The 6,267-nt window shown below is 62.5% G+C and carries 8 protein-coding genes; 5 read left to right on the top strand and 3 right to left on the bottom strand.

Going from position 1 to position 6,267, the window contains the following annotated elements; genetic code table 11:
* Positions 1-5: 5 nt before the first annotated feature.
* Positions 6-167: a hypothetical protein gene (locus M0D66_RS32120; protein WP_256456018.1), complete on the top strand. Its 162-nt coding sequence runs from the start codon at positions 6-8 to the stop codon at positions 165-167.
* Here M0D66_RS32120 and M0D66_RS32125 read toward each other — a convergent pair.
* The 3 genes from M0D66_RS32125 to M0D66_RS32135 all read right to left on the bottom strand — a co-directional run bounded on the left by M0D66_RS32125 (position 157) and on the right by M0D66_RS32135 (position 1,942).
* Positions 157-726 (bottom strand): YceI family protein, encoded by a 570-nt coding sequence (locus M0D66_RS32125; RefSeq protein WP_266212546.1) that lies wholly within the window; start codon positions 724-726, stop codon positions 157-159. The genes M0D66_RS32120 and M0D66_RS32125 overlap by 11 nt on opposite strands.
* Positions 727-809: 83 nt before the next feature.
* The gene (locus M0D66_RS32130; RefSeq protein WP_093644603.1) at positions 810-1,373 is read right to left on the bottom strand and encodes a YceI family protein; all 564 of its coding nucleotides are present in this window, start codon (positions 1,371-1,373) and stop codon (positions 810-812) included.
* An 8-nt stretch (positions 1,374-1,381) separates the two neighbouring features.
* Positions 1,382-1,942, bottom strand: a complete 561-nt coding sequence (locus tag M0D66_RS32135) for a cytochrome b (RefSeq protein WP_093644601.1) — start codon at positions 1,940-1,942, stop codon at positions 1,382-1,384.
* Positions 1,943-2,390: 448 nt separating this feature from the next.
* Between M0D66_RS32135 and M0D66_RS32140 the strand changes: the two genes are divergently transcribed.
* Genes M0D66_RS32140 through M0D66_RS32155 form a run of 4 tightly spaced genes read left to right on the top strand, consistent with a single transcriptional unit; the run spans position 2,391 to position 6,168 of the window.
* Positions 2,391-3,146, top strand: coding sequence for a paraquat-inducible protein A (locus M0D66_RS32140; RefSeq protein WP_211708181.1), 756 nt, complete (start codon positions 2,391-2,393; stop codon positions 3,144-3,146).
* 7 nt (positions 3,147-3,153) lie between these two features.
* Entirely contained in the window at positions 3,154-3,804 is a 651-nt protein-coding gene (locus tag M0D66_RS32145) for a paraquat-inducible protein A (protein ID WP_266212544.1), read from the top strand.
* Positions 3,797-5,455, top strand: coding sequence for an intermembrane transport protein PqiB (locus M0D66_RS32150; protein WP_093644597.1), 1,659 nt, complete (start codon positions 3,797-3,799; stop codon positions 5,453-5,455). The genes M0D66_RS32145 and M0D66_RS32150 overlap by 8 nt, the downstream gene beginning before the upstream one ends.
* The gene (locus tag M0D66_RS32155; RefSeq protein WP_211702936.1) at positions 5,452-6,168 is read left to right on the top strand and encodes a membrane integrity-associated transporter subunit PqiC; all 717 of its coding nucleotides are present in this window, start codon (positions 5,452-5,454) and stop codon (positions 6,166-6,168) included. Before M0D66_RS32150 ends, M0D66_RS32155 begins: the two co-directional genes overlap by 4 nt.
* Positions 6,169-6,267 lie beyond the last annotated feature (99 nt).

The raw sequence follows: 6,267 nt of genomic DNA on the forward strand, positions 1-6,267 counted from the left end.
CGCTCGTGGCCATTGCACAAGGCTTCCGGCGTTTCGGGCAGGCAATAAAAAACCGCTTCATCGCAAAAGCGAACGAAGCGGTTTTTTTGTTGCGGCGCAACGGCAGCGTCATAAGTGACATTGAATACGAGCCGGCTAAAAGGCTCGCTAATGCGCTTATTGCTTGATGCCTTCGGCTTGAATGTGAAGCTTGGTGTCCATGCTGAAGCCGTACTTGGCGCCGAAATCCATGCCGTAATCGTTACGGTTGAAATGCGCGCTCGCTTCCACGCCGCACACTTCGCGCTTGAGCACCGGATGCTGCATGCACTTGAACGATTCGATCGTCAGATTCAGCGGCTTGGTCACGCCATGCATCGTCAGGCTGCCGACCACCTGGACCGGCTTGTCGCCGTCGAACTTGATATCGGTGCCCTTGTAGGTCACCGACGAATACTTGGCCACATCAAAGAAGGCGTCCGTCTTCAGATGCTCGTCGAGCTTGGTGTTGCCGGTTTCGACCGAAGCCGGGTCAACCGTGACGTCCACCGTGCCGGTCTTCGCTGCGCGATCGAGCGTGACCGTGCCGGAGCTCTTGGTGAACTTGCCGCGCCACACCGAGAGGCCACCGAAGTGATCCGCCTCGAAGCTGGGATACGTGTGGGTCGGGTCGAGCTGATAGGTGTCGGCAGCAGCAAACGCGCCGAGCGAGAAAGAAGAAGCCAGTGCGCCGACGGCGATCAACAGGGATGTTTTCAATTCATGCTCCTTATGGTTCCGGAATTCCCGACTTGAAGGAAAGCAGCCGCGCCCAGAGAGCGCGGCGAACGTCACTTGTGTGCTGCAACGATATGAAACTTGATCACCACGTCATCGGCCACCACCGAGGTGTCCTTCCATTCGCCGGTGCCGATGTCGAATTGCGAGCGCTTGATCGGCAACGAGCCGTCGAACGTCTGGTTCGCACCCTGCTGGGTGACCGTAACCGGCACCACGACGGTCTGCGATTTACCCTTGATGGTCAGCTTGCCCGTGACCTTGAACTGATTGCCGCCGGCCGGCGCAATCGCGCTCGATACGAAGGTTGCAGTCGGATACGTCTTCGCGTCGAACCAGTCCTTGCCGCGCACCTGATCGTTGTAGCTTTCGTCACCGAGATCGTAGCTGGCCACGTCGATGCTGAACTGCGCGCTGCCGTCGGCCGGTTTTGCCGGGTCGAACTTGACTTGTGCGGTGAACTTGCCGAACTTCCCTTCCACCGGCACGTTCATCTGCTTCGAGGTTGCCGTCACCGAACTCTTCGCGACGTCGACCTGGGCCAGCGCACTGCCGGCGGCGGTCAGCGAGGCCGCAGCGAACGCGGCGAGCATGTAGCGATAAAACGAAACTTTCATGGTTATCCTTATTTGATGAAAGGGAGCATGCGCGACAGCAGGCCGTCGCGGTCCAACCATTGATGCTTCAGGGCCGCCGCAACGTGCAATGCGACCAGCACGAGCAACGTGTAATTCAGGGCGATATGCACGTTCTTCAGCAACTCCTTGAGATGCGGGTCCGGTGCGATCAGGCGCGGCAGCGGAATCAGGCCGAGGTACACCACCGGGATGTTGGCCGCCGAGCTATACAGATAGCCGGAAGCGGGAATAACGATCATCAGCACGTACAGCAACAGATGCGTGAGATGCGCGGCGCCGCGCTGCCAGCCCGGCATGCGGCGCGGCATCGGCGGGGCCGCATGGGTGGCGCGCCACAGAACGCGCAGCACGGCGAGCGCGAACACCGTCACGCCGATCCATTTGTGCCAGGAGAAATAGCGCAGCTTGGTGGGCGTGAAGCCGGGGATGTCGGTCATCACCCAACCCAGCGAGAAGCCGCACACGATCAGCAGCGCGATCAGCCAGTGAAGGGCAATAGCAGTCCGCGTGTACGATTCCCGGCCACCGAAAGAAGGATTGTGTGCCATGACAGGTCAACGCAAGCTAAGAGAGGTTAACGGCGCAGTCGGCCCTGCTATTCCACGCCCGCCAATGCATGCTGCATTGCGCGACGCGATAGAAAACATGGCGGCTGCGGCACACGCCAAGGCCGCCATGCTACCGCAAGCGGAAAAAGCTGGCAGTGTCGACCGGAGTTAGCGCTTCAGCGCTTACTCCGGTCTCATGCAGAGCCCAGCACCCGGAAAGTTTTCCCGCGAGCAGAACGGTATTGAACAATTAGGGCCGGACGGTGTCAGAGGTAAGCTTTTATGTAAGACTATTCCGATTCCGAAGCCGCCTGGCCGAGCGCTTGCGCGAGAAGCAACGGCCTGCCCTCGGCGAAGCGCGTTTGGTACTATTGCTCCACGCTTTCTGCAGCCCTGCCCTGAAACGGGCATTGCACGCCTCCCATCACGTCGTTAGCCCTTCTGCCGTATGGACCATGACAACCTGATCGCGTGCCATGAATGCGATACGCTGTTCCGCAAGCCCCGGCTTGTCGGGCGGATGGTCGCGCGCTGTCCGCGCTGCGGCGCGACGCTCTATCGGGGCGTCTCCCGCAAGCTCGACACCATCTGTGCGATGACGCTGGCCGCGTTGATCACCTTCGTCATCGCCCAGGCCTTCCCGATCGTCGAACTCGAAACCAACGGCATCACCTCGCAGACCACGCTGTTCGGCGCGCTCGTCGCGTTATGGGGCGAGGACATGCAGATCGTCGCGGTCATGGTGTTCTGCTCGACCATCCTGTTCCCGCTGACCGAACTGGTCGCGCTGCTCTATGTGCTGATCCCGCTGCGCTCGGGCTACGTGCCACCTGCCTTCAACCGCGTGTTGCGCGCCATTCAATTCGTGCGGCCGTGGGGCATGATCGAAGTGTTCATGCTCGGCGTGCTGATCACCATCGTGAAGATGGTGAGTCTCGCGCGCGTGATTCCGGAAGCGGCGCTATTCGCGTTCGGCGTGCTGACGCTGATGATCGCAGTGGTCGTCACGTTCGATCCGCGCGTGCTGTGGGATCTCGCAGACGAAATGGGCGAGCGCGGCCGGCGGCCGTTGCCGCGTACTTCCGCGGACAGCGCGGCGGCTGCCGTCAGTTCGGTCGCCGGGCCGCCCGCGCCACCGGAAGTGCAAGGCGGGTCGCAATCCGCATTGCCGCCGGGCGCTCCGCCGGCCCCGCATCAGGGATGAGCGCACGATGAAATACGTCACCGCGAAGCGCGCGGGCCTCGTCTCCTGCCATGCATGCGGACGCGTCGAGCCGCGCATCCGCTCCGTCACGCCGCAGCACTGCAGCCGTTGCGGCGCGGTGCTGCACCGGCGCAACCCCGACAGCCTGATGCGCACGTGGGCGCTGCTGATCGCCGCCGCCTTGCTGTATATTCCCGCGAATCTGCTGCCGGTGATGCATACGGCGTCGCTGCTCGGTTCGGAAGACGACACCATCATGAGCGGTGTCGTGTACTTCTGGACCTCGGGCGACTGGCCGCTGGCCGTGATCGTGTTCATCGCCAGCATCATGGTGCCGATGCTCAAGCTCAGTGTGCTGGTGCTGCTCACCACTACCGCGCAGCGCCGCTCGCGCTGGCGGCCGGAGCAACGCACCACGTTGTACAGGATGGTCGAACGGATCGGGCGCTGGTCGATGCTCGACGTGTTCGTCGTCACGCTGACCGTCGCGCTGGTCCGTTTCAAGTCGCTTGCTGTGATCACGGCCGGCCCGGGCGCGATCGCCTTCGGCTCGGTGGTGATTCTGACGATGATGGCATCCATGCAATTCGATCCACGGCTCATCTGGGACAACGTGGAAGGCAGTACTCCAAAACCTCAGGACCTCGACCATGACTAGCCCGCAAGGACCGACGCCCGCCTCCGATGCGCCGCGCAACGATTCGAACGGACCGAAGCTGCCGCCCCAACTGCCAGACCCCGACATCGAGCCGAAGAGCCGCTGGCTACCCTCCCTCGTCTGGGTGATTCCGCTGATCGCCGCGTTGATCGGCCTCGCGCTCGTGATCAAGTCGGTGACCGAAAGAGGCCCGACGATCACGATTACGTTCACCAGCGCCGAAGGCCTCGAGCCCGGCAAGACCAAGGTCAAGTACAAGGACGTCGACGTCGGCTCGGTGAAGACCATCACGCTCTCGAAAGATTTGTCGCACGTGCTGGTTCAGGTGCAGCTCACCAAGGAAGGTGAAGACTTCGCGGTCAAGGATTCGCGCTTCTGGGTGGTGCGCCCTCGCGTCGGCGCGAGCGGCGTATCGGGCCTGACCACGCTGCTCTCGGGCGCGTACATCGGCGCGGACGCCGGCCATTCACCGGACACCGAGAAGAACTTCGTCGGCCTCGAAACGCCGCCGCCTATTACGGGCGACCAGAAGGGCCACCAGTTCATTCTGCACGGCGACTCGCTCGGCTCGATCGACATCGGCTCGCCGATTTTTTACCGGCGCGTGCAGGTCGGCCAGGTGGTGGGCTTCTCGCTCGACAAGGACGGCACCGGCGTGACGATGCAGGTGTTCGTGTCGGCGCCGTTCGACCAGTACGTCGGCACCAATTCGCGCTGGTGGCATGCGAGCGGCGTCGATCTGCGGCTCGACTCGAGCGGGTTCAAGCTGAATACGCAGTCGCTTGCGACGGTGATCGTCGGCGGCCTGTCGTTCCAGTCGCCGCCGGGCCAGGGCGTGGGCGCGCAGGCGCCGAACAACATGACGTTCCGCCTCGGCTCGGATGAACAGGACGCGATGCGCGAACCGGACGGCGTGCCATTGCGCGTGGTGATGAATTTCAATCAGTCGCTGCGTGGGTTGTCGGTCGGCGCGACGGTCGACTTCCGCGGCATCGTGCTGGGCCAGGTGACCAACATCGGCATCGACTACGATCCGAAGACGCGCAGCTTCACGATGCCGGTGACGATGAACCTGTACCCGGACCGCCTCGGCAAGCGCTTCCGCGAAACCGCGCCGACACCGGGCAGCCTCGCGGGTCAAACCTTGCTGCAACAACTCGTCAAGCATGGTCTGCGCGGCCAGTTGCGCACCGGCAATCTGATTACGAGCCAGTTGTACGTGGCGCTCGATATCTTCCCGAAAGCGCCGCCGGCCACGGTTGACGTCACGGGCGATCCGCTCGAGTTGCCGACCATTCCGAACTCGCTCGACGAACTGCAGGTGCAGGTTGCCGACATTGCGAAGAAGCTCGACAAGGTGCCGTTCGACCAGATCGGTTCGAACCTGAACAGCGCGTTGAAGAACGCCGACCAGCTGTTCACGCGACTCGACAAGGAAGTCGTGCCGGAAGCGCGCGACACCCTCGCTGCGGCGAAGCAGACCTTCGGTTCGGCCGAGGCGACGTTGCAGCAGGACTCGCCGTTGCAGTCGGATGTTCATCAGGCGTTGCAGGAACTGACGCGCACGTTGCAGTCGCTGAATGCGTTGTCGGATTATCTGGAGCGTCATCCGGAATCGCTGTTGCGCGGTAAATCAGGAGATAAACCATGATGTTTGCCCGGCTCCCCCGCCCGCCGCGCGGGCTCGTGCGCGGCGCTGTTTATGTCGGCGCTCTGGCCGGACTGGTGGCGATGGCGGCGTGTTCGTCGCCGAGCAGCCGCTTTTATACGCTCGGCGCCGATGGCGCGCCTGCTGGCGCCGCGGCGCCGGTTAGCGCGCGGACTTCGGCTGCGCCGGCGTGGCTGATCGAAGTCGCGCCGATCGATGTGCCGCCGCAGGTGGCGAAGAATCAGCTGGTGGTGCAGACGGGACCGACGCAGGTCCAGGTGCTTGAACAGGAGCGATGGGCTTCGTTGCCGGGTGACGAGATTCGGCGGGCTTTGTCGACCAGTCTGACGCAGCAGTTGGGCACGATTGACGTGTATGGCACTGCGTATCCGGATACGACGCCGGTGTACCGGGTCAGCATGAATGTGCAGCGATTCGAGTCATGGCCGGGGTCGCATGCGTTGATCGATGCGGTCTGGAGTGTTAGGGCTGTACGTGGTACTGGGGTGATGACCTGTCGGAGTGTGGTGAGTGAGACGGTTAGCGGCGGCTACGATGCACTTGTTAATGGGCATCGCGTGGCGTTGCAGCGGATTGCTGTGCAGGTGGCTGCTGCTGTGCAGATGATGGCGGCTGTGGCGCCTAAGGGTGGTTCTGCTGGGAAGGGGGTTGCTGTTGCTGTGCCGGCTTGTCCTTCTGCTGTTGTTAGTAGCTGAGAGGGTTTTTTGCCTGCGCGGCGCTTATTGTCCGTGTTCTTAGCGCTTTGGCCTTTCCTTGAATTGTTAGTGGTCTATTAGCGTTCCCCCTGTGCGGGG

The organism is Paraburkholderia sp. SECH2, assembly GCF_030464795.1.
Classification (GTDB): domain Bacteria; phylum Pseudomonadota; class Gammaproteobacteria; order Burkholderiales; family Burkholderiaceae; genus Paraburkholderia; species Paraburkholderia aspalathi.